Annotated in this window: 27 protein-coding genes and 1 tRNA gene; 11 read left to right on the top strand and 17 right to left on the bottom strand. The window is 46.2% G+C overall.

Annotated elements, in window-relative coordinates:
• Window positions 1-34: 34 nt before the first annotated feature.
• The 4 genes from DWX62_RS12920 to DWX62_RS12905 all read right to left on the bottom strand — a co-directional run bounded on the left by DWX62_RS12920 (window position 35) and on the right by DWX62_RS12905 (window position 5,922).
• Window positions 35-1,267 carry a serpin family protein gene (locus tag DWX62_RS12920; RefSeq protein WP_005827075.1) on the bottom strand — a complete coding sequence of 411 codons (1,233 nt, stop codon included), beginning with the start codon at window positions 1,265-1,267 and terminating at the stop codon, window positions 35-37.
• A gap of 277 nt (window positions 1,268-1,544) precedes the next feature.
• Window positions 1,545-3,002, bottom strand: a complete 1,458-nt coding sequence (locus tag DWX62_RS12915; RefSeq protein ID WP_117680584.1) for an rRNA cytosine-C5-methyltransferase — start codon at window positions 3,000-3,002, stop codon at window positions 1,545-1,547.
• Between the two features lie 90 nt (window positions 3,003-3,092).
• A complete protein-coding gene (locus tag DWX62_RS12910) occupies window positions 3,093-5,516 on the bottom strand; it encodes a TonB-dependent receptor (RefSeq protein ID WP_005827082.1) in 2,424 nt (807 codons plus the stop codon).
• A gap of 64 nt (window positions 5,517-5,580) precedes the next feature.
• Entirely contained in the window at window positions 5,581-5,922 is a 342-nt protein-coding gene (locus DWX62_RS12905; RefSeq protein ID WP_008664012.1) for a hypothetical protein, read from the bottom strand.
• Window positions 5,923-6,177: 255 nt separating this feature from the next.
• On the opposite strand from DWX62_RS12905, the gene DWX62_RS12895 reads away from it, so the two are divergent.
• The 6 genes from DWX62_RS12895 to DWX62_RS12870 all read left to right on the top strand — a co-directional run bounded on the left by DWX62_RS12895 (window position 6,178) and on the right by DWX62_RS12870 (window position 10,351).
• The gene (locus DWX62_RS12895) at window positions 6,178-6,801 is read left to right on the top strand and encodes a DUF6249 domain-containing protein (RefSeq protein WP_005833085.1); all 624 of its coding nucleotides are present in this window, start codon (window positions 6,178-6,180) and stop codon (window positions 6,799-6,801) included.
• On the top strand, window positions 6,798-7,343 hold the full coding sequence (locus DWX62_RS12890; RefSeq protein WP_009037971.1) for a sigma-70 family RNA polymerase sigma factor: 546 nt from the start codon (window positions 6,798-6,800) through the stop codon (window positions 7,341-7,343). Before DWX62_RS12895 ends, DWX62_RS12890 begins: the two co-directional genes overlap by 4 nt.
• Window positions 7,330-7,656, top strand: coding sequence for a DUF5056 domain-containing protein (locus DWX62_RS12885; protein ID WP_005827095.1), 327 nt, complete (start codon window positions 7,330-7,332; stop codon window positions 7,654-7,656). Before DWX62_RS12890 ends, DWX62_RS12885 begins: the two co-directional genes overlap by 14 nt.
• A gap of 62 nt (window positions 7,657-7,718) precedes the next feature.
• Window positions 7,719-8,948 carry a cardiolipin synthase gene (cls, locus tag DWX62_RS12880; RefSeq protein WP_207802386.1) on the top strand — a complete coding sequence of 410 codons (1,230 nt, stop codon included), beginning with the start codon at window positions 7,719-7,721 and terminating at the stop codon, window positions 8,946-8,948.
• Window positions 8,949-9,022: 74 nt separating this feature from the next.
• Complete coding sequence (locus tag DWX62_RS12875) at window positions 9,023-9,817, top strand: thymidylate synthase (RefSeq protein WP_005827101.1); 795 nt, start codon at window positions 9,023-9,025, stop codon at window positions 9,815-9,817.
• Window positions 9,818-9,862: 45 nt separating this feature from the next.
• Entirely contained in the window at window positions 9,863-10,351 is a 489-nt protein-coding gene (locus DWX62_RS12870) for a dihydrofolate reductase (protein WP_008664019.1), read from the top strand.
• Between the two features lie 2 nt (window positions 10,352-10,353).
• On the opposite strand, the gene DWX62_RS12865 is transcribed toward DWX62_RS12870, so the two are convergent.
• Window positions 10,354-10,830 carry an Lrp/AsnC ligand binding domain-containing protein gene (locus DWX62_RS12865; protein WP_005827104.1) on the bottom strand — a complete coding sequence of 159 codons (477 nt, stop codon included), beginning with the start codon at window positions 10,828-10,830 and terminating at the stop codon, window positions 10,354-10,356.
• A gap of 239 nt (window positions 10,831-11,069) precedes the next feature.
• Here DWX62_RS12865 and DWX62_RS12855 point away from each other — a divergent pair, with 239 nt between their 5' ends.
• Together DWX62_RS12855 and DWX62_RS12850 are read left to right on the top strand one after the other, a co-directional pair.
• Entirely contained in the window at window positions 11,070-12,347 is a 1,278-nt protein-coding gene (locus DWX62_RS12855; RefSeq protein ID WP_005833095.1) for an IgA Peptidase M64, read from the top strand.
• A 24-nt stretch (window positions 12,348-12,371) separates the two neighbouring features.
• Window positions 12,372-12,908, top strand: coding sequence for a GNAT family N-acetyltransferase (locus tag DWX62_RS12850; protein ID WP_005827111.1), 537 nt, complete (start codon window positions 12,372-12,374; stop codon window positions 12,906-12,908).
• A gap of 75 nt (window positions 12,909-12,983) precedes the next feature.
• On the opposite strand, the gene DWX62_RS12845 is transcribed toward DWX62_RS12850, so the two are convergent.
• From DWX62_RS12845 to DWX62_RS12805, 9 genes are all read right to left on the bottom strand, one after another.
• On the bottom strand, window positions 12,984-13,448 hold the full coding sequence (locus tag DWX62_RS12845) for a biopolymer transporter ExbD (protein WP_005827114.1): 465 nt from the start codon (window positions 13,446-13,448) through the stop codon (window positions 12,984-12,986).
• Window positions 13,448-14,038, bottom strand: a complete 591-nt coding sequence (locus DWX62_RS12840) for a biopolymer transporter ExbD (RefSeq protein ID WP_005827116.1) — start codon at window positions 14,036-14,038, stop codon at window positions 13,448-13,450. The genes DWX62_RS12845 and DWX62_RS12840 overlap by 1 nt, the downstream gene beginning before the upstream one ends.
• Window positions 14,039-14,074: 36 nt before the next feature.
• Window positions 14,075-14,560 (bottom strand): hypothetical protein, encoded by a 486-nt coding sequence (locus DWX62_RS12835; protein ID WP_005827118.1) that lies wholly within the window; start codon window positions 14,558-14,560, stop codon window positions 14,075-14,077.
• A gap of 5 nt (window positions 14,561-14,565) precedes the next feature.
• Window positions 14,566-15,369, bottom strand: coding sequence for a MotA/TolQ/ExbB proton channel family protein (locus tag DWX62_RS12830; RefSeq protein WP_009037966.1), 804 nt, complete (start codon window positions 15,367-15,369; stop codon window positions 14,566-14,568).
• Window positions 15,370-15,446: 77 nt separating this feature from the next.
• Window positions 15,447-15,534, bottom strand: a tRNA-Ser gene (locus tag DWX62_RS12825).
• 162 nt (window positions 15,535-15,696) lie between these two features.
• Window positions 15,697-16,476, bottom strand: coding sequence for a TatD family hydrolase (locus DWX62_RS12820; protein ID WP_009037964.1), 780 nt, complete (start codon window positions 16,474-16,476; stop codon window positions 15,697-15,699).
• Between the two features lie 8 nt (window positions 16,477-16,484).
• A complete protein-coding gene (locus tag DWX62_RS12815; RefSeq protein WP_005827126.1) occupies window positions 16,485-17,186 on the bottom strand; it encodes a hypothetical protein in 702 nt (233 codons plus the stop codon).
• 18 nt (window positions 17,187-17,204) lie between these two features.
• Window positions 17,205-18,179: a polyprenyl synthetase family protein gene (locus DWX62_RS12810; RefSeq protein ID WP_034525526.1), complete on the bottom strand. Its 975-nt coding sequence runs from the start codon at window positions 18,177-18,179 to the stop codon at window positions 17,205-17,207.
• Between the two features lie 80 nt (window positions 18,180-18,259).
• Window positions 18,260-18,946 (bottom strand): energy transducer TonB, encoded by a 687-nt coding sequence (locus DWX62_RS12805; RefSeq protein WP_005827130.1) that lies wholly within the window; start codon window positions 18,944-18,946, stop codon window positions 18,260-18,262.
• A 262-nt stretch (window positions 18,947-19,208) separates the two neighbouring features.
• Here DWX62_RS12805 and cmk point away from each other — a divergent pair, with 262 nt between their 5' ends.
• The 3 genes from cmk to pfkA all read left to right on the top strand — a co-directional run bounded on the left by cmk (window position 19,209) and on the right by pfkA (window position 21,898).
• Window positions 19,209-19,904, top strand: a complete 696-nt coding sequence (gene cmk, locus DWX62_RS12800; RefSeq protein WP_117589123.1) for a (d)CMP kinase — start codon at window positions 19,209-19,211, stop codon at window positions 19,902-19,904.
• Window positions 19,905-19,911: 7 nt separating this feature from the next.
• Entirely contained in the window at window positions 19,912-20,778 is an 867-nt protein-coding gene (locus DWX62_RS12795) for a 4-hydroxy-3-methylbut-2-enyl diphosphate reductase (RefSeq protein ID WP_005827134.1), read from the top strand.
• Between the two features lie 139 nt (window positions 20,779-20,917).
• Window positions 20,918-21,898, top strand: a complete 981-nt coding sequence (pfkA, locus tag DWX62_RS12790; protein ID WP_005827137.1) for a 6-phosphofructokinase — start codon at window positions 20,918-20,920, stop codon at window positions 21,896-21,898.
• A 60-nt stretch (window positions 21,899-21,958) separates the two neighbouring features.
• Here the strand turns inward: pfkA and DWX62_RS12785 are convergent, their stop codons facing one another.
• From DWX62_RS12785 to DWX62_RS12775, 3 genes are all read right to left on the bottom strand, one after another.
• Window positions 21,959-22,798 (bottom strand): SDR family oxidoreductase, encoded by an 840-nt coding sequence (locus tag DWX62_RS12785; RefSeq protein ID WP_005827139.1) that lies wholly within the window; start codon window positions 22,796-22,798, stop codon window positions 21,959-21,961.
• A gap of 36 nt (window positions 22,799-22,834) precedes the next feature.
• Window positions 22,835-24,058 (bottom strand): NADH:flavin oxidoreductase, encoded by a 1,224-nt coding sequence (locus DWX62_RS12780; RefSeq protein WP_008664036.1) that lies wholly within the window; start codon window positions 24,056-24,058, stop codon window positions 22,835-22,837.
• Window positions 24,059-24,130: 72 nt separating this feature from the next.
• The gene (locus tag DWX62_RS12775; protein ID WP_005827144.1) at window positions 24,131-24,901 is read right to left on the bottom strand and encodes a DUF1295 domain-containing protein; all 771 of its coding nucleotides are present in this window, start codon (window positions 24,899-24,901) and stop codon (window positions 24,131-24,133) included.
• Window positions 24,902-25,090 lie beyond the last annotated feature (189 nt).

Genomic DNA, 25,090 nt, shown 5'->3' with positions numbered 1-25,090 from the left:
GACAGACAGCTCTTTCTATTTCAATATATTGTAGTTATAGTTTTGTGACTTTACCCATAAACAGAATAACTCCCGTACTCTTCTCCTTTATCAGAAAGATGAAAGGACGGTCCACATAGAACGGAATTACCGTACTTGGTCCGGGAGCGGCCACGTCCATTCCTCCGACAGTTACAGCCGCAGCTTCCGTCCCCTCTTCATTCACTTTCACATAAGTGAACTGTTGCAGCAAACTGATAAACAAATCCTCATCCGCCATTCCGGAAAAATCGGCCGATGGAGTAAAAGCCTCCTGCATTCCCATTGCCATCATATCGTCAATGAGTTCTTTATCATATTCCATTTCAAACCGGGGTAACTTAAGGTTCAAGGCAGAGCTTGATAAACTACTGTTCCATTCCCCCCAGCGCTCGTCATTCAGCTGCGGCAGGCACTCATCCAACGATTTTCCCTCTGCCGGCAAGAGCACCACCATACTGAAAGCCTCATTGCCGTAAGGCAACTCTGCCATTGAGAAATACTCATTCTCGGCATAGTTGAATCTCTCGTCACGAAGATTCATCATGTGTACAGTCGATTTGCTTCCGTCAGCATTCGTAAAAGCCTCTTCTGCCGTATCCGATTTTTTGAATTGATTCTTCCAAATCCCCTTGAAATAAAGCGCATTCAACAGATAAAGACGCGCCGTCTCCGGAATCTCATTCAAGACTTTGGGGATGCAATTATTCGTTTTCCCGGCACACCAGCCGTTTATAATGTCCGGAGCCTTGGGAGAGGCAAAATCCAGCTCCTGCACTTGCGCGTCATACATCTTTTTGTTTACGCTTACAAAGTCGTCATGAACACCGAACCCTTTCTTTATCCAGATGGAATTGGCAATTCCCAACTGTGTGGTATTGTCCAAATCGAGCAACGCCTCCACCAGCTTCTTATTATAGTTGTTCATTTCTTCCAACGAATAGCCCGAAAAGCCCAGGACATCTGTCATCTCAGATAGTGTGTTTCCCAACGCTCCATTGGCAATCATAGACAGACAGAGCGAAGCGCTCAAAGGAGAGATGAACAGATTGGGCTTTTCCACCTCAGTTTTACAAACCTGATTAAAGAAACGGAAAGCGAAATCCGTTCCTAAATCCATCATCTCCTGCTCGGCACGGGTCAAGGCAATGTCTTTGCGAGGCTTGGGTTGTGGTGAAGAGTTGTCGTCACTCTGGCAGGCTGCAAGGATACAAAGTAGGCTTAAGGCAGTAATCGTTTTTTTAAGCATAAGCAAATAGTATTAGTTTTAAAACAGTTATCTATATATAGAAAATGCTTGAACAAACAAAATACTGCATTGAAGAAACAATAAAAAATAGTACATTCCTACTCTATTATTATACTGCAAAGTTCTGCATATTTTTTGCAGTCGCACTGCATATGTGTTGCAGCACCACTGCATATGTGTTGCAGTCGCGCTGCATATATATTTGCAGTGTCACTGCAACAGCTCTGCAGTGCTACTGCAAAATATATACAGCAGCTTTGCAGTAACGTGATTGATTTCACCCGGTTATTGTTGCCAATTCCAGCACCCCTTCCGGCAAATATCCGCTGCGTATGCGCCATTCCTGGGGATAAAGATTATTGGCACGGTTACCTATATTCTTGACAAATCCTAGAGGTATCTGTTTGTAGGTGAGCAAGACAATGCCGCGCGGAGCAGTCTCCGAAAGGACAACAGCCTCCTTGCGCAGATAGCTGATGGCCTGCTCGCGGCCTATCTCTTCATGGGCAAAGGCATCCGGATTCAGTGCTATACTCATGGCGAGCCCATGAGCAGGCATCCAGTCTTTTCCTTTCAACTCAGCAACATCTACCCCAGCCTGCACGATACGGAGTGACGAACGCAAAGCCGACAGTTCGGAGAGATACGCTTTAGGGAAAGCGCTGACGTTGTTGCCATTGACGATAAATTCGTAATTATCCGGAACCGCAAACCACTCATGCAGTGCCGAAAGCTGTTCTTTGGAAACACCCGGAGTTTTCGCTCCTTTTCCTTGAGGTTTTCTTCCTTTTTCCCAGGATTTCACCTGCCCGGCCCAGGTATTCCCATCGCTCACGCCCGGTTTGCGGAGAACTGCCAAAAAGAATCCTTCCCCCTTCGTCCGATGGGGCAGGAAACGATAGGCGGGAAAGTCCTCTCCCGACAATAGATTACCCGTAATATTCCAGTCAGTAGAAATTTCCAACGGCAATACCTCCGCCCCGAATTCATCCTGTATCCAACGGATGTTCTCTTCGTTTTCCTTTGTATTATAGGTACAAGTACTGTAGATGAGAATGCCTCCGGACTTCAAGCAAGGCCAGATATCCGTAACGATGCGACGCTGGCGCTGCCAGCAGATTTCCACATTCTCCCCACTCCACTCACTTACCGCAACGGGGTCTTTACGGAACATCCCCTCGCCAGAGCAGGGGACATCCGTCAATATGACGTCGAAGAAGTCCGTCAAGGAAGAAAAATCTGCCGGGTCATTATTAGTGACCACCACACCGGAATGCCCCCACTTCGTAAGATTCTCCGCCAATACCTGCGAGCGGTTGCGGATTACCTCATTGGCCACCAGCAGACTGCCTGCGGGCAACACGCTACGGGCATGCGTGGATTTCCCGCCGGGAGCCGCACAGAGGTCAAGCATCACCACCGGTCCTTCGCCCACATACCGCCTCAAAGCCTGCTCCACAAACATAGACGAAGCCTCCTGCACATAGTAGCAGCCTGCATGAAACAGCGGGTCAAAAGTGAATGTCAGCCGCTTGTCCAGATAGTATCCGGCAGTAGACCAAGGGACATGCCTAAAAGAGGAACGAAAAAGACTGAATGAAGATTCCGGTAATTTATCTTCATTCAGTCGGATACTGACCGGCTGCTCCCCTTCCAGGGCGGCAGCCAGCTTTTCATATTCTTCCACACCCAAGAGGGCGCGTGTATAATCGGTGAAAGATGAGGGTAGCTTCATGCTTTGAACTGTTTTATGGCAGCAAAGATAGTGCAAAATACGTTTCACCAATCTACGGGGCTAAACAAAAAGCACGGTTCAATACTCTTTTTAAAAACTGAGTTTCACCCCTGCAAAATAGGAACGCGGTGCACCCGGTCCGTAGATATAACCGGAATCGCGGCTCGCTCCTTTATCAAAATCTTTCTGATAAGAATTGAATATATTCTGTACACCGGCATTGAGCTGCAAACAGAACCCTTGAAAATCAAAGTCGTAAGCTATCTTTGTTCCAAGCTCAAAGAAGTCCGGACTCTTTACCAATACATCCGCCTCACCGTTCACCTCCGAAAGCAAATGGGGAACGTACATCCGCCCGGTATAATTGCCGTTCAAAGCTATTGAGAAGGCTTTAACCGGCATATAGGTAGCTGTAAAGTAGCCGTAGACGTCGGGAGTACGCAGTATCTTGTCGCTGTAACGTTCTTTCTCCGACAAGTGCTCCTCATCCGCACTCCATTCTTCGGGAGAGTCATAGATACTTCGTTGAAGCGTCAGCCCTGCCTGCAACTGAACCTTATCCTTATAGGCAACCTTTCCTTCCAATGTGCCGCCATACACTTTAGCTCCCGAACCATTGATACGGGTCTGTATCAGATAAGCGCTACCATCCGGGTCTTTCACCGGAGGCGTCAGGACAAACGGGTCGGAAAGTTTCGTGTAGAAGCCTTCCACCAGTAGGTTTGCCTGGAAATCTCCGAAATAGTGGTACCAATCTACCGAAGCATTGAAGCTGCGCGAACGCTCTTCCTTCAATCCTTTGGCGCGGACAATGGAAACCAACTCTCCACCCACATTACTGATATGCAGATCTTCATCAAACGCTTGTGGAGCACGGAATCCCTCAGCATAACTGAAACGGATATTCACATCCTGAGTAGGATTGTAACGGATATTGGCACGGGGACTGAAAACAGCCTTGTCCATGATGCTGTTTTTATCTACGCGCCCGCCAATCAGGAAACTCCACTGTTCGTTCTTCCACTCATTCTGGGCATAGACGCTTGCTATATTCACCACTTGGTTCAACGGGGCGGGGGTATATTTCTCAATCAGTTGTTGCAAGCGGTCACCCGTTGCCGTAGGATCTTCGGCCAAAGCAGCATCACGATACTTCTGTACGTCCGTTGCCTTGTCATGCAGATTGTCGTGATTGAACTCAATGCCTCCGGTCAAATCGGCAGGCATAAACAGACACTTGTCAAAATGATAAATATACTGGGCACCCAGCACACCGGTAAAGTCCGTAGTCATTCCATAAGCGCTGTAATAACTATTGCGCACGATGTGCTGAGCCGAAGCATAGGTACTGAACGTATGTTTCTGGTTTTTGGAGAAAGCCGTGAACTTGAGCCCACCCGTGTTGATGGAATGTTTCAGCTGTTCCACCAGTCCGGGCGCCCCGGTACCGTTCAATCCGGCATCCTCGGCTATATGAGGGGGAAGGCTGAAGCCACTTCCACCACGGCGGAATTCCTCCATATGATGGTATTCAAGGCTCAGCTTGGAATAGGCACTTGTCCGGTAGTAAGCATTCAGACCGACAGTCTGGTTCTTCAGCTTCGGTAATTCGGAAAAACCGTCTCCGTTGGAGTCCCATGCCGAACGATGCCTGCTCTGGCCGTACACATAAGCCCCCATCTTACTGTCCGAAGAAACCAAGGAAAGATTCAGGGTCGTGTTGTTGTCGAACGAGCCGGAACCGTCGAAATTGGAAATGGTATGCGAGAAAGAACCGGAATTGCGAATCGGTTCCTTCGTAATGATATTCACCGTCCCGGCAATGGCCGAAGAACCGAACAAGGCTGAACCACCTCCACGCACCACTTCCACACGCTCTATCATGTTGGCGGGAATCTGTTCCAACCCATACACACCGGCCAGAGAGGAAAAGATGGGACGTGAGTCTATCAATATTTGGGTATATTTCCCATCCAGCCCGTTGATGCGCACTTGTGAATAACCGCAATTCTGGCAATCGGTCTCCACCCGCACACCTGGCTGAAAGGCCAGTCCTTGCGACAAAGTATGCGAGTTTGTCTGCTCAAACAGTTTAGGAGTGACCACTTTGACCAAAGTGGGTGCCAAGCGCCGGGCAGTCTCATTGCGGTTGGCTGTGACTACCACCCCGTCCAGTGCCACCATGTCTTCTTCCAACTCAAAGTTCTCTTCCAAGGTCTTACCACGTTTCAGAACGACTTTGCGCTCCTGCGACTTATAACCTACGGCACTGACGGACAACGTGAACTCACCTTCAGGCAGATTCTTTAGGAAATAGTGACCGGTGGCATCGGTCATGGTCCCGATGGTGGTGCCTTTCAGCGAAACTGTCATATAAGGCAAATGTTCCCTTGTACTTTTTTCTATTACATGACCGACAATATTGGCATCGGTACTCTTCAAATCTTCGGCATAAACGGTTGATGAGAGTAACAGACATACTGCTCCCACCACAAAAAATATATATTTTTTCATGTACTTCTAAAATAATATGTTAATCAATGAGGTTGACGCAATCCCACAACGGAATTGCCTTAATCTATCGGATTTGAAAAAAAGAAGGGGGAGCACGCAGGCAAATACCGCCACGAAGCTTTACACACTTGATGCATTCCGTGGTAAGAATGCTCAGTACACACAACAAAACAAGGAAAACCGTCGCGGCAACCGGAAGCAACGGAAGGGAAGAAGAGACGAAAGAGGCTAGATAGAAAATGGTTTCCAACTGCACCTCTGTATGCTCATGCTGGCCCTTGAATGGATGGGAATGCACAATGATAACACCATTCACCACATGCGAGTGGGTAAACAGCGTAATTCCTCCCAGATAGGCAATGAACAGCAGAGGGAGGAAACACTTCATTATATTCCTCAACTTCATCAAGACTTCCCAATAAAAACAGATGCGCAAAGATAACAGTATTTACAATAAGAAACAACCCGGTTTGTATATTTACCTCTATTTACAGTCGCAAATACCTACTTCTTGTTATTCCGGAAAAAAGACAATAAGACATTTTCACGGAAAAATATCGCCTTATTTCCGGTTTTCTAAAAAAAATATCTTCTCTTTGCAACTTTATAAAGGTGACGACACGTCTAACCAACAAAGAAACAAATTAAAAGACCATAGATTATGAAACGTATCATTTTTGGATTAATGCTCGCCATGATGTTCTGCACACTGGTGCAAGGCGCAAACAGAACCGTAACAGAGAACGACGGTCAGGGGAACAAGAAAAGAGTCATCGAATTGAGAGACACTGTCATCAATGGAGAAACCGTAACAGACACACTCAGCATCATGACTTATGAAAACGGTACCGGCAGTAGCGATGCTCCGGAAAAATGGAGAACCCACCACAGCAGTATGGACTGGAACGGGTTCGACCTCGGGAGCAAGACCTCGGAGACCGTGATTGCCGTAACAGCCATCGTCTTTGTATTCGGACTGCCGCTACTCATCATATTCGTAGTATTCTTCTTCCGCTATAAAAACCGGAAAGCCAAGTACCGCCTGGCGGAACAGGCCCTGGCCAGCGGACAGCAACTGCCTGAAAACTTCTTCAAAGAAGCCGCAGCAACGGATATCCGCAGCAAAGGCATCAACAACATATTCGTCGGCATCGGCCTGTTCATCTTCCTTTGGGCCATTACCGGAGAATTCGGTCTCGGATGTATCGGCTTACTCGTCATGTTCACCGGCTTCGGACAATTGGTGATTTTCTACAGCCAACAGAAGAAGAACGAAGAAAAATGAGTCAGATGGGTGACATATCGTTAGTCGCACAGGTCGTGGTGTTTCACAACACCAGGGCCTTCGACCAGTTGGTAAAGAAGTACCAGTCGCCCGTGCGGCGGTTCTTCCTGCACCAGACCTGCGGCGACAGCGAGTTGAGTGACGACCTGGCACAAGATACGTTTATCAAGGCCTATACAAACATCGCTTCGTTCAAGAATCTGTCCAGCTTCTCAACCTGGCTCTACCGTATTGCCTATAACGTTTTTTATGATTATATTCGCAGCCGGAAAGAAACGGACGATTTGGATACGTACCGAGTGGACGCTCAATGCAGCACACTGCAGCAGGACGTGGGACAGCACATGGACATTTACCGTGCCCTGGCCACACTGAAGGAAATGGAACGCACCTGCATCACGCTCTTCTACATGGAAGACCAAAGCATCGAAAAGATTGCAGGTATCACCGGATGTCCGGCGGGAACGGTAAAAAGCCACCTCTCGCGGGCGAAAGACAAAATGGCTTCCTACTTAAAACAAAATGGTTATGATGGAAAATGATGATAAACTCCTGACTTCATTCTTTGCCGAACACCGGCAGGAAATAGCCGATAACGGGTTCAGCCGCCGCGTACTGCGACATCTGCCCGACCGTAGCCGCCACTTGGCGCAGATATGGACAGCATTCTGCTTTACTCTGGCCCTCGTACTGTTCGTCTCCCTCGACGGAGTGCAGCTGATACTGGACACCTTGCGCGAAACCTTCGATACTGCCATCCGGAGCGGAGCTTCGGAGCTTGACCCCAAGTCGTTAATCATTGCCGGAGTGGTATTGCTCTATTTCGGTTACCGCAAGATTTCATCTATGGCATAGTTGTTTTTCAATGATAAATCGTATCTTTGTCCCCTCATAAAACTAACTAAGAGGAGAAAGTTTTGAGAAAGATTCTATTCATCATATTATTCGTTTTTTCTATTGGGAATGCCGGGGCGCAAGCAACAAGCGATTCCATTGTCATGAATTACTTGAAGGAAATGGGCGCCCCCGTCACTTATAACAATGAAGTGAAATTGCTGATGACCGGCCATGACAAGTTCGTCGATCTCTTCGAGAATATCCGCCATGCCCGGCATCATATCCATTTGGAATACTTCAACTTCCGCAACGACTCCATAGCCAATGCCTTGTTCAGCCTTCTGGCAGAGAAAGTCAAGGAGGGAGTTGAAGTCCGCGCCATGTTCGATGCCTTCGGCAACTGGTCCAACAACCAACCATTGAAAGAACGCCATCTGAAATCCATCCGCGCCCAAGGCATCGAAATCGTTAAGTTCGATCCTATCACTTTTCCCTGGGTGAATCATGCCATACACCGCGACCATCGGAAAATAGTAGTGATTGACGGAAAGATAGGTTATACCGGCGGCATGAACATTGCCGACTACTACATCAACGGATTACCTAAAATCGGTAAATGGCACGATATGCACATACATCTTGAAGGAGATGCCGTGCGCTATCTGCAAGGCATCTTCCTGACCATGTGGAACCGGGAGACGGGACAACACGTTGGAGGTCCCGCCTATTTTCCGGACACTCCGCAACTGCCCGACAGTATTGCCGAAGAAATAGCCATCGTGGACCGCACGCCACGCGAAACACCACGCTCCATCAGCCATGCCTATGCAGCTTCCATACAAGCCGCACAGAAGAGCATCCGAATCGTGAATCCTTATTTCGTTCCGACCAAATCAATCCGCAAGGCAATCAAGAACGCACTGAAAAAAGGTACTGAAGTGGAAATCATGATACCTGCCGTGTCGGACATAGCCTTTACTCCGGATGCCTCATTCTACATAGCACACAAGCTGATGAAGAAAGGAGCCAAGATATATCTCTTCAACGGCGGCTTCCACCATTCCAAGATAATGATGGTAGACAGCACTTTCTGCACGGTGGGTACTGCCAATCTCAACAGCCGCAGCCTGCGCTATGACTACGAGACAAACGCTTTCATCTTCGACCCCAAGACCACCAATGAGCTGAATGCCATGTTCGAACGGGACGTGCAAAACAGTACGCTACTCACTCCCGAAGTCTGGAAAAAGCGTTCCGGATGGAAGAAATTCGTAGGCTGGGTGGGAAACTTGATGACCCCCTTCCTCTAATTTTTAATTATTAATTATTAATTAATAATTAATTCTCCTACCTTTGCGTTCGGATAAAAACAGAGCATTACATCATGAAACAATATTTAGACCTGCTGAACCGCGTACTGACCGAAGGCGTAGAGAAAAGCGACCGTACGGGTACCGGCACCATCAGCGTATTCGGCCACCAGATGCGTTTCAACATGGATGAAGGCTTCCCCTGCCTTACTACCAAGAAGCTGCATCTGAAATCAATCATATACGAACTGCTATGGTTCCTCCAAGGAGACACCAATGTGAAATATCTTCAGGACAACGGTGTACGCATCTGGAACGAATGGGCGGACGAAAACGGTGACCTGGGACATATCTACGGGTATCAATGGCGCTCCTGGCCGAACTATAAAGGTGGATTCATCGACCAAATCAGCGAAGCTGTAGAAACCATCAAGCACAATCCCGACTCACGCCGGATTATAGTCAGCGCATGGAATGTAGGCGATTTGGACAACATGAACCTCCCTCCCTGCCACGCTTTCTTCCAGTTCTATGTCGCCAACGGACGGCTGAGCCTGCAACTGTACCAGCGTAGTGCGGACATTTTTTTAGGAGTGCCCTTCAACATTGCTTCCTATGCCCTGCTCCTGCAGATGATGGCGCAAGTCACCGGACTGAAAGCCGGAGATTTCATCCATACCTTAGGAGATGCTCACATCTATCTGAACCATTTGGAGCAGGTAAAACTCCAACTATCTCGTGAACCGCGGGATTTGCCGCAGATGAGAATCAATCCGGATGTGAAAAACATCTTCGACTTCAAGTTCGAGGATTTTGAGTTGGTCAACTATAACCCGCATCCGCATATTGCAGGAAAAGTGTCAGTATAAATCCTACAATAAAAAGATAGAAAGAGAAAAGAATTTTACACACATATGATTAGTATTATTGCTGCAGTAGACAGAAAGAGAGGTATCGGCTATCAGAACCGGTTGTTATTCTGGCTTCCCAATGATTTGAAGCGTTTCAAAGCCCTCACCACGGGAAATACCATCATCATGGGCCGAAAGACTTTTGAATCTCTCCCCAAAGGTGCGCTTCCCAACCGCCGCAACGTTGTTCTGTCCACTCAAAAAGATTTGATCTGTCCCGGTACAGAAGTTTTTCCCTCATTGGAAGAAGCACTAAGCAGTTGCCAGCCCGACGAACACGTCTACATCATCGGCGGTGCAAGCGTTTATCGCCAGGCACTCCCCTTTGCAGATACCCTCTGCCTGACCGAAGTGGATGCAGAAGCCCCTCAGGTGGACGCCTACTTTCCCGAAGTCGCTCCGACTGTATGGCAAGAAAAAAGCAGGGAGTCCCATCCCGCAGATGAGAAGCATCCCTGCCCTTATGCATTCGTCGATTATATCCACCGGTAAAATTAATCTTCCTCTTCTTCTACCGTTATAGGCATCTGCCGCTTGATGGCTTCGTGGAAAGAAATCAAGGTTTCCGTACGCGCCAGTCCCAGCGGCTGCAACTTATCATGTATGATGCTCAGCAAATGATGGTTGTTGCGGGCATAAAGCTTTATGAACATATCATACTTGCCCGTTGTAAAATGGCATTCCACAATCTCGGGAATAGCTTCCAATGCTCTCGTTACAGCATCAAAAGAAGCAGGATCCTTTAGATAGATACCGATATAGGCGCATGTTTCATATCCTATCTTCTCCGGATCAATCACATATTCAGAACCTTTCAATATACCTAAGTTTGTCAGCTTTTGAATGCGCTGATGAATGGCTGCTCCCGATACATTACAAGCTCTAGCCACTTCAAGGAAAGGAATGCGTGCATTATCGGCTATAAGTTTTAAAATCTGTTCGTCTAAAGTATCCAACTGATGATGTCCCATTTCAAATTCTAATGATTAATAAATTACTATATCTCCCGCATATCTATACGGCAACATGCAAAGTTAGCTATTTTTTCGCCAATAAAAATACGGTTTATAACTTTTCTTACAAAAAAAAGAATAATACCGCATATCAGGCATTTCAAAGTGCATATGCAAAATTCCATCTCGCACGACCGGAAAATTGCAGATGAGCTTTAAAGATATTATCTTTGTAGTAGCAATAATAATGAACCGTTATGAAAAAGTATTCCTTATTCCTATTATGCCTGATGGCAGCAATATCCTTGCATGCCCAAAGTTTTGCAGATTATTTTGCAGATAAAACCCTGCGTGTCGACTATATCTTTACCGGAAATGCAGCCAAACAAGAGATATGCCTGGACGGATTGTCTTGTCTCCCCTCTTGGGCAGGAAGGAAGCATCATTTATCTGAGTTGCCCCTGCAAGGAAACGGACAAATCATTATGCGAGATGCAGCCAATGGCAGCGTAATCTACAAAACATCCTTTTCTTCGCTCTTCCAGGAGTGGCTGGAAACGGATGAAGCCAAAGCGGTGACCAAAGGATTCGAAAACACCTTTCTCCTTCCCTATCCCCTCCGTCCTGCAGAAATAGAAATAACACTTCTCGACCCGCGTAGAAATGTACGGGCAAGCATGAAACATACGGTCAGTCCCGACGACATCCTGATACATCAGAAAGGTACTGCCCACATCACACCACATAAATATCTGCTGCAAAGCGGCAATACGGCCAAATGCATCGACGTAGCCATCCTTGCAGAAGGATATACTCCCGAAGAGATGCCGGTATTCTACGAAGACGCAGCCATTGCCTGCGAAAGTCTGTTTGCCCACGAACCCTTCCGGTCCATGAAAAAGCACTTCAACATTGTAGCAGTGGCCAGCCCCTCCGAAGACAGCGGAGTAAGCGTACCACGCCTCGGAGAATGGAAACGGACAGCATTCAGCTCTCATTTCAGCACATTCTATTCAGACCGGTATCTGACAACCTCCCGTGTCAAATCCATACACGATGCGCTGGCGGGAATACCGTATGAACACATCATCATCCTTGCCAATACGGAAGAATACGGAGGCGGTGGAATCTATAATTCCTATACCCTTACTACCGCCCACCATCCCATGTTCCGCCCCGTTGTGGTACATGAGTTCGGGCATAGCTTTGGCGGACTGGCCGATGAATACTTCTACGACAATGACGTGATGACAGATACCTATCCACTAGATGTGGAACCCTGGGAACAGAACATCAGCACAAGAATCGATTTCACTTCCAAATGGAAAGATATGCTTGCTCAAGGAACTCCCGTTCCTACTCCCTCTTCTGAAAGTGGAACATATCCCGTAGGCGTATATGAAGGAGCTGGCTATTCTGCCAAAGGCATCTACCGTCCGGCAGACAATTGCCGCATGCGCACCAATGAATACCCTACTTTCTGCCCGGTCTGCCAACGGGCCATCTGCCGCGTCATTGAATTTTATACTGAATAAAAACAAACTAAACTAAAAGAACTTATGATCAGACTTCAACGTATTACAACAGCTGACACAGACTTGTACAGCTACATGGAGAAATTAATGACTCAATCGTTCCCTTCAGAGGAGTACCGGGAACTGGAGGAATTGCGCAAGTATACAGATACCAAAACGCACTTCTATAACAATATCATCTTCCATAACAACACCCCGGTAGGTCTCATCACTTACTGGGATTTCGGACATTTTTACTATATAGAGCATTTTGCCATTGACCCCGCACAGCGTAACGGCGGATATGGAAAGAGCGTACTAAACCATTTATGCCAACTCTTAAAACATCCCATCGTCTTGGAAGTGGAAATACCCGAAGAAGAAATGGCTAAACGCCGCATTAACTTCTATCAACGGCAAGGATTCTCCTTATGGGAAAAGCCCTACCAACAACCACCCTATAAAACAGGCGACAACTACCTGCCTATGCTCATCATGGCCTATGGAGATATAGAATGTGGAAAGGATTTTGACTCTGTAAAGGAACACATCTACCGCGAAGTATATAATGTGAAATCTTAAAAACCCAATATACTTAAAACAATAAAGGTCGTTTCAACAAATGAAACGACCTTTATTATATCATTAAACTAACTTTTACTGACGCGGTTGCGCAGAATAGTTAATCTTCAAAGCATAAGCCTTACGAAGCGCTTCTTTGATATCTGTTACGATACCCATTTTCGTATCTTGGTCAACTTTCAAAGACACTGTCATCTGCGGCTGATCTTCTTCCTTCATACTGGCACGTTCACCAATAATGTAATCTTGAATTTCAGCAACTTCAGCATAGCTGTCGTTCAACTGGATACGGCTCTCATTACCTAACTTCTTACGAAATTCGGCAGTAGGTTTTCCTACATAGATAAACGTAACCAAAGACTTCTTTTCAAGTTTCTCCAATTCTGTAGCTTGCGGAACCTTAAACTCAACCTTCAATGTTACCTCACGCATCGTTGTTACAATCATGAAGAAGAACAACAAGGTGAAGATAAGGTCAGGCAGAGAAGAAGTGTTCAACGCCGGCATTCCACGTTTACCAGTCTTATTAAATTTTCCCATTACTTCTTTTCTCCGTACTTTTTAGGTTCTGCCTCAGAAATCTTCTGAGAATAAATTTCACGAATTGCATCTTGTTGTTCTTGATCCAACTCCATATAATTCTTCTGCCACTTTTCCTGAGCCAATTCATCACGCAACTCGTTATAAGCTGCTACCAACTCATTCTGTACAGACATATATGCTTTGTATGAAGAACCACGGTCACAACGCAAAGAAATCACATGGCCTTCCGTCACTTGTACTGTACCGAAGAAAGGAACATTCTTAGAAATCTTTTCCGGTTTTGTATCTTCGTTATACGGATTGGCAATAAATTCTTTTGCTTTTGCACGCAATTGGTCAACAGTAATATAATCATTCCCGCACATTAACTGGTCCTGCATGTTCAAGAAGACTTGCAATACGTTGCGTTCCTTCTTCTTTGCATCGTCCAACTTCTGGTCCTTTTCCGGTGGAGGCGGCAAACGTCTTGCCAAACCACGGTCGGTATCCATAGATGTTGTAATCAAGAAGAAAATCAGCAACAAGAAAGCGATGTCCGCAGTAGAACTTGAGTTAATTTCAGGAACTTCTCTTTTCTTTTTAGCCATTGTAATTATATCTTTAAATTGAGTTACCTCAATTGATTATGATAATTTTTTCTTAATGCTACTAAAAATGATTGCCAAGACTGTACCAGCAAACAAGATATAGATAGAATAAAGGAACATGTCAGTAAGCTTCAACCAGAAAGGTACGTTCTCAGTTCCGCTATAACCCGGAATAACAAGTGGTTCTTCACTACCCATAGTCCAAGAAATAACAACAACTGCAACCAATATAACCAAACCAATCAAAGATTTCAACGCTGCTCCCGGATTGTCTTTCAGTGCAGCTCCAAATTGGAACAAAACACCAACCACGGTAGCAATAATAGCTACAAAGAACAGAATGTACATCAAATAAATCAATGCGTCTGTATGAGCCGGTTGCCACATTTCTGCGTCAACGCTTGCCAACACTGCATCGCCCTGAGCATCTCCACCGAAGAAGAACATGCCCAACACTACCAAGATGATAGCGAACATGACATACAGTGCATAGTATGATACTTTATATGATAACTTAGCCATCTTAATTATTTTTTGTATTTCAAGTCATATTTGATAACCATATCCAACAGAGAGATAGAAGAATCTTCCATTTCGCTGGTCAAAGCTTCAATCTTAGCCAGGATGTAGTTATAGAATACCTGCAGAATCAAGGCAACGATCAAACCGAAGATAGTTGTAATCAAGGCAACCTTCATACCACCTGCTACAACCGTCGGAGAGATATCACCTACCTGCTGGATCTTATCAAATGCCTGCACCATACCGATTACAGTACCCAAGAATCCCAAAGACGGAGCCATAGCGATGAACAGTGTAATCCAAGAGCAACCTTTTTCCAGGTAACCAGCTTGTACACCACCGTAAGAAACTACTGACTTTTCTACTACGTCGATACCTTGGTCAATTCTCATCAGACCTTGATAGTAGATAGAAGCGATAGGACCTCTAGTGTTACGTGCGATGTCTTTAGCAGCTTCAACGTCACCTTTTTCCAAAGCAGCTTCAATAGCAGCCAAGAATTTCTTTGTGTTGATTTCAGCCAAGCTCAAATAAATGATACGTTCAATACAAAATGCAAGACCGATAACCAATGCGATAGCTACCAAACTCATGAAAGATGCAGTACCTTCAATAAACTTAGTTTTGAGTTCTTTGTGGATACCACCTTCTGCAGCTTCCATTGCGGCAGGAGCAGCAGCGTCAGCAGCAGGTGCTACAGCTGCTTGTTCAGTTTGTTCAGCTGCAGGAGCATCTTGAGCCTGAGCAAGTTGAGTTGAGCCAAATGTTAAGACTCCCATCACAGCAACAATTGCAAATAACTTTTTCATTGTGTGTCTAATTTTTAAGATTAATTAATTAATTTATTTATTATAATTTGTTGTTTTATCTCCATTTTATCACACTGCGGAGAGACGGGGATTCGAACCCCGGATACCCTTTAGGGGTATACACGCTTTCCAGGCGTGCCTCTTCAACCACTCGAGCATCTCTCCAATAGACGCCTTTTCTGAAATCGGGTGCAAATTACAAAAAAAATGCGAACCACCAGCGTTTTCAGCTACAAATGTATTCTTTTTTTTGTTGTTCTGCCTCATTCTCCCCGTTTTATATTAAATAAAATCTCAAAATTAATAAACTTTAAAATCTTAAAGAACTTATTTGAGCATTCCGAACACTTTTAAAGCGTTATCAGAAGTAACCTGGGCCACCTTTTCAGGAGAGTTCCCATAGATTCCGGCCACCTTTACCAAAGTATCCTTAACATATGCGCTTTCGTTCCTCTTGCCTCGATTGGGAACCGGAGTCAGATAAGGGGAATCGGTTTCCAGCACGATGCGTTCCAAAGGAATATTCTTCAAGACTTCGGGTAAAGTTGATTTCTTGAAAGTCACCACACCATTTATTCCTATCATGAAATCCGCAAATTCCATAATCCTGCAGGCCTCTTCCGAGGTTCCCGTAAAACTATGGAAAATTCCTTTCAAAGGAGTCTGCTGATAGGGTTTCAACACATTATATATATGGTCGAACGCTTCCCTACAATGCAGCACTACCGGCAAACCGTATTCCAAAGCCCACTCAATCTGCTTGTCCAACACCCTTTGCTGCTCTCTAAGAAAAGTCTTATCCCAATACAAGTCCATACCAATCTCGCCAACCGCAACAAATTCATTCGGTGAAGCCAGCTCCCGGGCCACTATTTCCAACTCCTTTTCATAATCCGCATCCACAGAGGTAGGGTGCAATCCAATCATCGGATAGCAATACCCTTTATATTCACGGCACACCCGAAGCATAGGTCCTATGGTGGTACTATCGATATTGGGCATAAAAATATGCGTGACTCCTGCCTCACGGGCACGAGCCATCACTTGAGGCAAATCCTCTGCAAACTCTTCTAAAAAAAGATGGGAATGTGAATCAATCAATCTCATTCTTCAACTTACTCTTTGCGTTTCTCACCGGTACGGTAATAATAGATTATTCCATAATCACGGCATAAATCCAAACGTTTCTCATTGGGAGTGACCTCCTCGAATTTCTTTTCAACCTGGTTCCATATATCCAAAATCAAACCATCCGCCTCTGCACGCATCGAAGCCAAGGTGTCCAAACTGCGGGCTGTCAAAGATTGAAGATTCTTTTGCTTCTCATAACTATCCATGAAAATATCATAATGCACCCTCACTTTTGCAATCGTAGGGTTATAAATGGGAATTCCTCCCTGGGATATACGTTTGTTTTCCCCATCCACGATTTTACGCCCCCACTCTGCCAAGGCAGGCTCTGTCGATAAATCAGGCACATTATTGTTGCTTGTGTCCAAACCGTAATATTCCTTATGAGCAATACGCACTTCAGAACGGATGACAGCTAAATTCAACACCTGGATAAAATGAGAAATATACAGACGGGCAGTCTTTACATTAGCCTGATGCTTACGTCCCGCCCGAGCCTGCCGCTCAAAACAGTCGGCATAATAAGCTTGCGCAGCTTCAAACTTTGTAAGAAAATTCCGCGCATCAGTCAACGCCTTCAAAGATACGGCCAAATCATACACATTACATATATCACCCTTGACGACCACTGCTTTCAGCGCCCGTATTCTCGCTTGATCTGTATTAGGCAATCTTCTATAAGGCATTTTCTCCCGGATTTAAAGTTATACTTCCCGATGCATCAGGTTAGCCATCAGGTTCTTCAATTCCTCTTTCTTTTCATCTGCCACCTTCACCGCCAACAGACTTTCCATTGCGCGTTCACAATACTCTTCCATCTTTTTCTCACACAGTTCCTTGACGCCAATCCGGTTATACAGTTCCGTCACCGCAGCAACTTTCTCCTCCGGGTTGAATGCAACAGCATCCACCCAAGCATTCAAGCGGGTCAACTGCTCCTCATCCGCATGTTCAAAAGCCTTTATCAGCATGTAGGTCTTTTTATTGCACAGAATATCACCTCCAATATTCTTTCCAAAGACGGCAGCATCGCCATAAACATCCAGGAAATCATCTTTCAACTGAAAAGCGACACCCAAGTTCATGCCAAAATCATACAACTGCTCCGCATCTTCAGAAGAAGCCCCTCCCAAAAGAGCGCCAATCTTCAAGCTTGCAGCCAACAATACCGAAGTTTTCAGACGAATCATTTCCAGATACTCCTCTGCCTTCACATCCTTCCGATGTTCAAACTCCATATCCAGCTGCTGTCCTTCACAGATTTCCAGTGCAGTCAGGCTAAATATATCCATCACCTCTTTCAGGTGTTCAACCGGGCATTGAGCCATAAACTGATAAGCTAATACAAGCATTGCATCCCCCGAAAGGATGGCAGCATTGTCATCCCAAACTTTATGTACCGTCTCCTTACCACGGCGACGGTCTGCACGGTCCATCAAGTCGTCATGCAAAAGAGTATAATTATGATACACTTCAATCCCCGTTGCAGGGTTAAAAATACGGGTAATATCCTCCTGATACAGATTGTAGGCCATCAACATCAATACCGGACGGATTCTTTTTCCGCCCATGGACAACACATAGGTAACGGGAGCATATAAACCTTGAGGAGTACGGGTAAACTGCAATTCTGCAATATGAGAATTTATTCTTTCTAAAAGCTCGGAAGCTGTAAACATGGCATTTTCAGAATTTAGGGAATAGCGGATAATGAAAAGAGGCTGCATTCCGGCAGCCTCTCCCACTTATAGATATTTTATTACTGCAATCTAAACATTACAGGCACGGTATACTTAACACGAACGGGTTTACCACGCTGCATACCGGGTTTCCACTTCGGCATGCCCATAATCACGCGGACAGCTTCTTTGTCCAAATACGGGTCAACGCCTCTCAGAACTTTAGCATCTACGATACTACCGTCCTTATTAACCACGAACTGTACAGTTACACGGCCTTGAGTTCCGTTTTCCTGTGCAATAGTAGGATATTTAATATTCTTGCTCAAATACTGCATCAAACCAGCCATACCACCATTCGGGAACTCAGGCATCTGTTCTACCACCTCGAAAATAGTCTGTTCTTCCGGTTCTTCCTCTTCCACTGCTACGGGAACATATTTGATTTCCACTGCCTGGTTCAATTCTTCAGAAGATACAATGGCCGTTTCTTCCACGTCAGCATCGTCTTCAACGATAGTCAACGTCTCTGCAATTGAAGGGGCTTCGGGAGGCGGAGGAGTAACCTGCTCCGGCTGTTCTGTAATAGGGATGATTTCCTCTTCAAAAAATACGTCGGTAATAGCCTGGCTCGTGTCAATCTTGATGTCACGCTTTGTCCACTCGAACGCAACAAACATGAAAGCGAGCACGATTACATAACCGACAAGCAGCCAAGTCGACTTCTTACTCTCCAGGTCTGCCTTAGGTGATTTCTTAATTTCCATAATTTATAATATAATTTTAGTGTTTCTCATTTGGGGCAAATATAGCACTTTTCCCAAGAATGTTCACGCTCTGCTGTTTTTTTTTACACAATAGGCGCTCCATTTTCATTTTTTTAATCCTTCAAAAACCTCCATGTGCTTTTGTGCCACAAATGTAACGAGATATTTTAAAAATACCGTATCTTTGGCAAGAATTTTAAATGAAATATTGAAATTTTCTGTTTTGCAGGTGTTATACCTATATAACTATAGCATAAAAGTCATGAAAAAGATAACAATAGCAATCGACGGTTTTTCCTCTTGCGGGAAAAGCACTATGGCCAAAGACCTCGCCCGCGAAATCGGTTACATATATATAGATAGTGGTGCCATGTATCGGGCAGTAACATTATATAGTATAGAGAATGGTATTTTCCAGGGTGACCGCATAGATGCCGAAAAACTGAAAAGTCTAATAAAGGATATACATATTTCTTTCCGCCTGAACCCCGAAACCGGACGCCCAGATACCTACCTGAACGGAGTAAATGTAGAAAACAAAATCCGTACCATGGAAGTATCTTCACGTGTCAGCCCCATTGCAACATTGGATTTCGTACGCGAAGCTATGGTAGCACAGCAACAAGAGATGGGCAAGGCCAAGGGTATCGTTATGGATGGGCGCGACATCGGCACTACCGTTTTTCCGGATGCCGAGCTGAAAATTTTTGTAACCGCCACCCCCGAGATACGGGCACAACGCCGCTATGACGAACTAAAGGCCAAAAGGGAAGAAGCCAGTTTTGACGAAATTCTGGAAAATGTGAAACAACGGGACTATATTGACCAAAACCGGGATGTAAGTCCGCTGCGCAAAGCTTCTGACGCTTTATTGTTGGACAACAGCCACCTGAGCATTTCCCAACAAAAGGAATGGCTGGCGGAACAATTCGAACGGGTTATAAAGGAGAAGAACTGAACCGGATATGGCAAAAGTAGAAATAGACGAAGGCTCCGGCTTCTGTTTCGGAGTTGTCACCGCAATAAACAAGGCAGAAGAGGAACTGGCGAAAGGAGGAACCCTCTATTGTCTGGGAGACATCGTGCACAACAGCCGTGAAGTGGAACGCCTGAAGGCAATGGGGCTGATTACCATCAACCATGAGGAATTCAACCACCTCCACAACGCCAAAGTGCTGCTGCGTGCTCATGGAGAGCCCCCTGAAACTTATGACATTGCCCGCCGCAACAATATAGAAATCATTGACGCAACCTGCCCGGTCGTACTCCGCCTGCAAAAGAAGATTAAGCAAGAGTACGTCCAGGAAGACAACCGCGACAAGCAAATTGTCATCTATGGCAAAAATGGACACGCCGAAGTACTGGGTCTGGTAGGACAAACCACCGGAAAGGCCATCGTCATCGAAAAGCAGGAAGAGGCAAGGAAACTGGATTTCAGCAAAGACATCCGTCTCTACTCCCAGACCACAAAGTCTCTGGACGGATTTCAAAACATTGTGAAATACATAGAGGGACATATCTCACCGAAAGTCACTTTCGAGTCCTATGACACTATCTGCCGACAAGTGGCAAACCGGATACCTAATATCCGGAAATTTGCAGCTTCCCATGATTTAATATTCTTTGTCAGCGGCAAAAAAAGCTCTAACGGCAAGATGCTGTTCAGTGAGTGTAAAAAAGTCAATGCCAATTCACATTTGATAGACAGTGCCGAAGAAATAGATAGTTCTCTGTTAGCCGGTGCCAATTCCATCGGTGTCTGCGGAGCCACTTCCACCCCCAAATGGCTGATGGAAGAAATTTCAGAAGCCATAAAGTCAAAACTTAAATAACAGTTTGTCATCCTTTTGGAACAGCAAATTAACGTAATTTATTAGTCACCGCCTCAGCTTTTTACTATCTTTGCGGCATGAAAAAATAGTCCAAATCTATTTTTCATCATGATTATTAATACTAAACAAAAAGATTGTTATGGGAACAGTTAAGTGCATTGGTATCTTGACATCAGGAGGTGATGCTCCGGGAATGAACGCAGCCATACGTGCCGTGACACGTTCGGCTATTTACAACGGACTTTCAGTTAAAGGTATATATAGAGGTTACAAAGGTCTGGTAACCGGCGAAATCAAAGAATTCAAAAGCCAAAATGTCAGCAACATCATCCAGCTGGGTGGTACAATCCTGAAGACAGCCCGCTGCAAAGAGTTCACGACTCCCGAGGGCCGCCAGATTGCTTACGACAACATGAAGAAAGAAGGCATTGACGCCTTAGTGATTATCGGAGGCGACGGTTCGCTGACCGGTGCTCGTATCTTTGCACAAGAGTTTGACGTGCCTTGTATCGGGCTGCCGGGAACTATCGACAATGACCTTTATGGAACAGATACCACTATCGGCTACGACACCGCGCTGAACACGATCCTGGATGCTGTGGACAAAATCCGTGATACAGCCACTTCCCATGAGCGCTTGTTTTTCGTAGAAGTCATGGGACGCGATGCCGGTTTCCTCGCTCTGAACGGCGCCATCGCCTCCGGAGCAGAAGCAGCCATTATCCCGGAATTCAGTACGGAAGTGGACCAACTGGAAGAATTCATCAAGAACGGTTTCCGGAAATCCAAGAACAGCAGTATCGTACTGGTAGCCGAGAGTGAACTGACCGGCGGTGCAATGCACTATGCAGAGCGTGTAAAGAACGAATACCCCCAATATGACGTACGCGTAACCATCCTCGGTCACTTGCAACGCGGTGGTAGCCCTACGGCACACGACCGTATCCTTGCCAGCCGTCTGGGCGCAGCCGCCATCGACGCCATCATGGAAGGACAGCGCAATGTCATGATAGGCATTGACCACGATGAAGTGGTATACGTTCCCTTCACGAAGGCCATCAAGAATGACAAACCCATCAAGAAAGACCTTGTAAATGTATTGAGAGAACTGTCTATCTAATGACAGACTGTTCAGATACCCCATAAACAGAGAAGGCGACATATGCGCCTTCTCTGTTTTTTACAACCATTTTTTCACTATACTTTCCGTCCTCTCCCACAGTTCTTCCATCTGTACATGCCGGGTGTACTTCTCCGAAAGAGACTTGGGACGGCAACTGGCATTCAATGTCCCCGTACGTTTACCGGCATCCTCATCCAGCAATAAGCCGACAGCCGTTGCAGCTCCCTTACGGGGAGTACGGATAAAAGGCCTGAAAAGTATATCTGTCAGCGGGTCAAACCACATATGCATGGTGATGATATTGGTAGACACAATCCCCGGGTCAGCCGCATTCACAACAATACCTTTGTGTTTGACGCGACTGGCCAAGTCGATGGTGAACAGAGTCAATGCCAGCTTCGTGTTGCTATATATAGGAATGCGCCAAAAGCCACCCTTCCTTCCCCGGAGGAAAAAATCCGGAAAGTCAAGATGACCGATGGCATACGTACAAGATACCATATTCACAATACGGCTCCCCTCTCCCATCAATGGCAGCAGCTTGCGGGTCAGCAGGTAAGGCCCTACATAATTGACACTCACCGTCCGTTCCAGTCCGTCTTCGGTAATGCGGCGTTCCGTTTCCATGGTTCCGGCATTGTTCATCAGCAACGCCAACGGCTCTCCCCGCTTCAACAGATGCTCTGCAAATGCGGCCACTGAAGCCAGAGATGCCAAATCAATGGGAGCAGTCTCAATACGCGGATTACCGGTTTCACGCATCAGCAGTTGCCGCTTGGGTTCGGCAGCTTGGGGGTCACGGCATGCCATGATGACCTGATAGCCGGCAGTTGCCACTGCGCGGGTAATTTCCATGCCCATGCCACCGTCTGCCCCGGTTATAACAGCTAAATTCACTTTAATAATTAAAAATTGAAAATTAAAAACTAAAAATCAGCCTTTCGCTTCGATTTTCTCTATCTCCCTTTTCAGACAAGGTGGAAGCTCCTCCTTCAAATGCTGATGGCATGCCATCTCGATGGAATACATCCGGGCAATGCAATAATTACTATGCCGGCAGTTGCAACGTGCATTCTCTTCGGCACGCATGCGGTTGACAAACCCCGGCTCATTGAGCAGAGCGCGTGCCATTTGCACAGCCTCGAAGCCGTCATCCAGCACCTCATCTATCTTGTCCCTGGAAACCAGGCCACCCACATAAACCAACGGTATCTTCAAGGCGGCACGGAATTTCAAGGCATCTTCCAGGAAATAAGCTTCCTTAAACGGTACGCTCGGTATCATCCATTTGCCTACCATGCGTACACCGTATTTCAACCACCAGCAGGTCATGTAATGCGTCATGCTGCGGATAGGCATTTCGCCCCGCATGACATACATCGGCGCCTTACTGACGAACCCACCGCTCAAGACCAGCGCATGTGCTCCCGACTGCTCCAGCCTCCGGGCCACCTGCATCGTCTCGTCCAGCTCCATCCCTCCACGGAAACCGTCGCGCATGTTCATCTTCACCAGCACAGCCATATCACTGCCGGCAGCCTTCATCACTTCTTCCATCACCATATCCATAAAACGCATACGGTTCTGCAACGAGCCTCCGAACTCGTCTTTCCGATGGTTGGTGGACGGGGACAAGAACTGGCTGATGAGATAGCCATGCCCTGCATGAATCTCTACAGAATCAAATCCGGCCTCCCGTGCCAGATTCACCGAACGTCCATAAGCACGCGCCATCTCCGGCAGCTCATCGGCACGCAGTCCACGCACAAAGGTAGGAGAGTAAAGATTGAAACCGGAAGATGCGCCGACGGGCATACAACCGCAAATGCTCTTATGGGACATATTGCCACAGTGTCCCAACTGGATGCCTGCCGCAGCCCCCTCCGCATGTATGGCATCAGTCAGCCTACGGAGTCCGGGGATAATCTCAGGACGCATCCACAACTGGCGGTCAAAAGACAAACCGCTCTGAGTAACTGCCGCATAGGCAACAGTAGTCATACCTATACCTCCCGCCGCTACCGACCGATGATAGTCGAGCAACATGTCCGACGGAGCGTTTCCGGGACACATGCTCTCGAAAGCAGCCGAACGGATGGTACGGTTACGCAAGGTCAACGGTCCGAAAGTGACGGGGGTGAATAACTTGGATTCCATCGTTATGAGTTATGAGTTATGAGTTATAAGTTATGAATTATTCATTTTCCATTTTCAACTCTCCATTTTCCATTAATAAAGAAATGGAATGATGCGTTTGCGCTTTCCTACCGCCTCATCACCAAACTCCTCCCGATAACGGCGGTGAATGGCATCGGCACGGGGAACAAGGTTGGCAAACGTCCACCAGACGAACACCCAGGCGGCGGGAGAAGCTGTGAGTATGGCAAACCCCGTCCATTCCACCAGTTCACCGAAGTAATTGGCAGAAGTGACGTATCGGTAAAGCCCTTTTCCGGGAAGATAATGCTTCGTATCACCTGGCCTGCGCAGATGACGTATCACATAGTCGGAATGCAAATTGACGAACATACCTGCAAAAAACAGAATGATTCCCAACAAGGCATGAGGTTTCAGCAAATAGGCCCAGCCATCGGCATACAAGCCTTCGGGAGCGAAATAGAACAAACCGCCCGCCTGCATCATCCCGTTCAAAAGGTTGAAGACGATACCCATCGCCATAATAGCTACCGGCATCCGGCTTTTACCTTTCAGCAGGAACGGAAAAATAAAGGCCCGCTGAAGATAGTGCAACTGAAACAGCAGGAAGAAGAAATATACCGGCACGGCAAATCCCGCTCCACTCTTCCCCCACAACCCAAACATGACGATGAATACCGGCGCTTCCATAAGCACCCACGCCAGTTTATTATTGATGGAGATTCCCCACGAGGCAGTACGGAACATGCCATAACCCGCTTTGACAAAATAGAGTGCAATAAAGACAACCAATGCCACAGCACTCATTACCCACAGAAATATCTGAAAAGTTTCCTGATTCATAGTTCTTTATTTATGCGAAGCAAAGATAAAGAAAACTCACAACAAACAAATCGTTTTCCCCGGATAATTGTTTTTTCATGCAAAAACCAGTGTTTTTTACTGAGAAGATTAAGCAGTAGAGATACGAAAATCTAATCGTTCCATCATGGAGTAAATTTCATTCCACCATGGAGAAAAAACCGTTCCACC

The sequence above is a fragment of the Bacteroides sp. AF20-13LB genome, assembly GCF_003603065.1.
Taxonomy (GTDB): domain Bacteria; phylum Bacteroidota; class Bacteroidia; order Bacteroidales; family Bacteroidaceae; genus Bacteroides; species Bacteroides uniformis.
The sequence above is the reverse complement of the archived record's forward strand: the minus strand, read 5'-3'. Positions and strand labels throughout refer to the sequence as shown.

What these genes read in the sequence shown, in the direction of transcription:
- DWX62_RS12920 (WP_005827075.1), bottom strand. Translation starts at nt 1,267, where the DNA reads ATGCTTAAAAAAACGATTACTGCCTTAAGCCTACTTTGTATCCTTGCA.
- DWX62_RS12915 (WP_117680584.1), bottom strand. Translation starts at nt 3,002, where the DNA reads ATGAAGCTACCCTCATCTTTCACCGATTATACACGCGCCCTCTTGGGT.
- DWX62_RS12910 (WP_005827082.1), bottom strand. Translation starts at nt 5,516, where the DNA reads ATGAAAAAATATATATTTTTTGTGGTGGGAGCAGTATGTCTGTTACTC.
- DWX62_RS12905 (WP_008664012.1), bottom strand. Translation starts at nt 5,922, where the DNA reads ATGAAGTTGAGGAATATAATGAAGTGTTTCCTCCCTCTGCTGTTCATT.
- DWX62_RS12895 (WP_005833085.1), top strand. Translation starts at nt 6,178, where the DNA reads ATGAAACGTATCATTTTTGGATTAATGCTCGCCATGATGTTCTGCACA.
- DWX62_RS12890 (WP_009037971.1), top strand. Translation starts at nt 6,798, where the DNA reads ATGAGTCAGATGGGTGACATATCGTTAGTCGCACAGGTCGTGGTGTTT.
- DWX62_RS12885 (WP_005827095.1), top strand. Translation starts at nt 7,330, where the DNA reads ATGATGGAAAATGATGATAAACTCCTGACTTCATTCTTTGCCGAACAC.
- DWX62_RS12875 (WP_005827101.1), top strand. Translation starts at nt 9,023, where the DNA reads ATGAAACAATATTTAGACCTGCTGAACCGCGTACTGACCGAAGGCGTA.
- DWX62_RS12870 (WP_008664019.1), top strand. Translation starts at nt 9,863, where the DNA reads ATGATTAGTATTATTGCTGCAGTAGACAGAAAGAGAGGTATCGGCTAT.
- DWX62_RS12865 (WP_005827104.1), bottom strand. Translation starts at nt 10,830, where the DNA reads ATGGGACATCATCAGTTGGATACTTTAGACGAACAGATTTTAAAACTT.
- DWX62_RS12855 (WP_005833095.1), top strand. Translation starts at nt 11,070, where the DNA reads ATGAAAAAGTATTCCTTATTCCTATTATGCCTGATGGCAGCAATATCC.
- DWX62_RS12850 (WP_005827111.1), top strand. Translation starts at nt 12,372, where the DNA reads ATGATCAGACTTCAACGTATTACAACAGCTGACACAGACTTGTACAGC.
- DWX62_RS12845 (WP_005827114.1), bottom strand. Translation starts at nt 13,448, where the DNA reads ATGGGAAAATTTAATAAGACTGGTAAACGTGGAATGCCGGCGTTGAAC.
- DWX62_RS12840 (WP_005827116.1), bottom strand. Translation starts at nt 14,038, where the DNA reads ATGGCTAAAAAGAAAAGAGAAGTTCCTGAAATTAACTCAAGTTCTACT.
- DWX62_RS12835 (WP_005827118.1), bottom strand. Translation starts at nt 14,560, where the DNA reads ATGGCTAAGTTATCATATAAAGTATCATACTATGCACTGTATGTCATG.
- DWX62_RS12830 (WP_009037966.1), bottom strand. Translation starts at nt 15,369, where the DNA reads ATGAAAAAGTTATTTGCAATTGTTGCTGTGATGGGAGTCTTAACATTT.
- DWX62_RS12820 (WP_009037964.1), bottom strand. Translation starts at nt 16,476, where the DNA reads ATGAGATTGATTGATTCACATTCCCATCTTTTTTTAGAAGAGTTTGCA.
- DWX62_RS12815 (WP_005827126.1), bottom strand. Translation starts at nt 17,186, where the DNA reads ATGCCTTATAGAAGATTGCCTAATACAGATCAAGCGAGAATACGGGCG.
- DWX62_RS12810 (WP_034525526.1), bottom strand. Translation starts at nt 18,179, where the DNA reads ATGTTTACAGCTTCCGAGCTTTTAGAAAGAATAAATTCTCATATTGCA.
- DWX62_RS12805 (WP_005827130.1), bottom strand. Translation starts at nt 18,946, where the DNA reads ATGGAAATTAAGAAATCACCTAAGGCAGACCTGGAGAGTAAGAAGTCG.
- cmk (WP_117589123.1), top strand. Translation starts at nt 19,209, where the DNA reads ATGAAAAAGATAACAATAGCAATCGACGGTTTTTCCTCTTGCGGGAAA.
- DWX62_RS12795 (WP_005827134.1), top strand. Translation starts at nt 19,912, where the DNA reads ATGGCAAAAGTAGAAATAGACGAAGGCTCCGGCTTCTGTTTCGGAGTT.
- pfkA (WP_005827137.1), top strand. Translation starts at nt 20,918, where the DNA reads ATGGGAACAGTTAAGTGCATTGGTATCTTGACATCAGGAGGTGATGCT.
- DWX62_RS12780 (WP_008664036.1), bottom strand. Translation starts at nt 24,058, where the DNA reads ATGGAATCCAAGTTATTCACCCCCGTCACTTTCGGACCGTTGACCTTG.
- DWX62_RS12775 (WP_005827144.1), bottom strand. Translation starts at nt 24,901, where the DNA reads ATGAATCAGGAAACTTTTCAGATATTTCTGTGGGTAATGAGTGCTGTG.